This window comes from Flavimaricola marinus (assembly GCF_900184895.1).
Lineage (GTDB): Bacteria > Pseudomonadota > Alphaproteobacteria > Rhodobacterales > Rhodobacteraceae > Flavimaricola > Flavimaricola marinus.
On the sequence record NZ_FXZK01000045.1, the window covers coordinates 1 to 1289 of the forward strand.

At 61.4% G+C, this 1289-nt stretch carries 1 protein-coding gene and 2 pseudogenes; all 3 read right to left on the minus strand.

The annotated features are described in order from the left end of the window. Positions 1-827, minus strand: a pseudogene (locus LOM8899_RS22935) (VirB4 family type IV secretion/conjugal transfer ATPase); the annotation flags it as partial. Continuing rightward, positions 817-1095, minus strand: a complete 279-nt coding sequence (locus tag LOM8899_RS22940; protein WP_093994521.1) for a VirB3 family type IV secretion system protein — start codon at positions 1093-1095, stop codon at positions 817-819. The pseudogene LOM8899_RS22935 and the gene LOM8899_RS22940, both read right to left, overlap by 11 nt. Continuing rightward, a pseudogene (locus LOM8899_RS23830) lies at positions 1088-1289 on the minus strand (hypothetical protein); the annotation flags it as partial. The gene LOM8899_RS22940 and the pseudogene LOM8899_RS23830, both read right to left, overlap by 8 nt.

The following is a 1289-nucleotide window of genomic DNA, read 5'->3' on the forward strand; positions in this document are numbered from 1 at the left end:
GAGTGCGTGACGATCATGTCGACAGGCAGGTTCAGCATGTCGAACATGGTGCAGGAGGTGGCCTCGGAGTATTCCCCGATGGTGAAGCTCTTGCCGTAGCGATGGCCGACGACGCCTTCGGAGAGCTTGAAGTGATCTCCTTGAAACGTCACGCGGGTATTGGCGACGTTGAAGGACAGAAAGCCGTATGTGTTGGCCGGGTAGAGCGGCAGCTCGGTGCCCGTGTTGAGCGCGCCCAAAAATCCCACCAACTCTCCCGATCCGGCTGACAGCAGGCGCGGCTTGAGCTCGGTAAGCCCCGAGAGGAAGACGTTCACGGCTTCACCGAGGCGCTGCAGGCGTTTGCGGGTCTCCTCTCTCAGCCGATCTGGCGCGCTACGGTTCAGGAAGGGCAGGACGCTTTTCGGAGGCGGGCGATGGATGACGGTGAGCGTCAGGGTTTTATCGCGCAACCCGCTGGTCTCGAGTTTCGCGCGCCAGAGCCGGTCAACTTCACCTGCAAAACTGTCCTCGCGCACAGGCTCGAGGTCCGGCGTGATCGCTTTCGAGACCTTATGGACGTAGTAACTGAACTCCGGCCCCAGCTGCGCGATGATCCGGGCAACGAGCGCGGCCACCTTGTCGAGATAGGCATCATCCGTGGTGTAGCTGTTGACGCCATCGAGCCGGATGCATTGGAAGAGCTCGTTCACCCGCGTCCGCACGGTGCGGTCGTCGACGAGGCTGACGTAAGGAAGCATATGCGCGAGGCGGGTTTCGCGCGCATACCAGTTCGGCGTCATTGTGCGGTGATCGAGGGCTTCGTCCAGAACTTCACTATGGCGCATAGCTGTCCCCGCCGTGGATAGACCGGTTCCGCGTCGGCGGTGTCTCCTGCAACGCCGTCATAATCACGTCGATGAAGCGCGGGTCCCAATCCGCGGCCTTCCAAAGCACGGGATAGAGCAGGGCGGCCACGCCCAGCACGGCGATGTGCTGGACCCAGACGAAGAGCAGCACCGAGCCAAAGAGCCAGACCATTGCGTACATGATGGGCAGGCCCAGAAGCTTGGGCGGCCGTACGAGACCCAGAAAGAGGGGCGAGCGCTCAGCCACCGGCAAAGACCGCGGCAACGATAGTGGGGGCGGCGGCAACACCGGCGATGCCAACGAGGACCCAGAGTGGAGTAGCCCCCTGAAAGTGGTCCACCAACTGGGATAGATTTGTCCCGCAAATTGGAGGATCAGCGATGGCTGGAAAACGAGAAAAGCCCGAAGAGATCGTATCGAAGCTTCGGCAGGTTGAAGTT